The following is a 943-nucleotide window of genomic DNA, read 5'->3' on the forward strand; positions in this document are numbered from 1 at the left end:
GGCGCCTTATCGCTGAGCGCCATTAACAATGTTCAGCTCACCGCCAGTGACGTTAAAAATGCCGGTAAAGACGGTCACACCGAGATAACGGCAGGCCATAACCTGACGCTGGACGCCTTAAGCACGCGCCGCACAGAGCAAGGGAATTGGGGGAAAGATAACTATCGCTATCTGACCCAGCAACAGGATATCGGCAGCCAGATAACCGGCGCCGGTGATGTGACCCTGCAAGCCGGGCAGGATTTGAACGCCACCGCCGCTCATGTCAACGCCGGTCAACAACTGACGGCGCAGGCCGGGCATAACCTGACGCTGACCACCGGGACGGCCTCATCCGACTTAGTGGAGCACAGCAAGCAAACCAGCAAAGGCTGGCTGTCGAAATCGTCAGTGGAAACCCACGATGAAGTGCATGACCGGCAAGCGCTCAGCACCACATTCAGTGGCGATAAAGTGACTCTACAGGCCGGTAAAGACCTCAATATCCGCGGCAGCAATGTCGCCGGTACGCAGGATGTCAGCCTGAACGCCGGTCATCAGCTCACCGTCACCACCGCTGCGGAAGCGCACGATGAAACCCATTTGCGGCAGGAGAAAAAATCCGGCCTGATGGGCACTGGCGGCATGGGTTTCACCGTTGGCAAAGCCAGCCAGAAAGTCACCACCGACAGTGACAGCCAGCTGAGTAAAGGCAGCACGGTCGGCAGCAGTCAGGGTAACGTGGCCCTCAACGCCGGAGAACAGCTCCGGGTTCACGGCAGCGAGGTGATTGCCGGTAAAGACCTGACGCTGACCGGTCAACAGGTCGATATCACCAGCGCGGAAAATCGCCATCACACCACGACAAAAACCGAACAAAAACAGAGCGGCTTAACCGTGGCGCTGAGTGGCGCCGCAGGCGGGGCCGTCAACAGCGCGGTGCAAACAGCCAGAACCGCCCGCA

The 943-nt window shown here is 59.0% G+C and carries 1 protein-coding gene; it reads left to right on the forward strand.

Annotated features, from left to right (window positions below; all coding sequences use genetic code 11):
• On the forward strand, positions 1-943 hold a 943-nt coding region (locus EAE90_RS23220; protein WP_214055448.1), incomplete at both ends, for a hemagglutinin repeat-containing protein.

The organism is Photorhabdus caribbeanensis (assembly GCF_018448885.1).
Lineage (GTDB): Bacteria > Pseudomonadota > Gammaproteobacteria > Enterobacterales > Enterobacteriaceae > Photorhabdus > Photorhabdus caribbeanensis.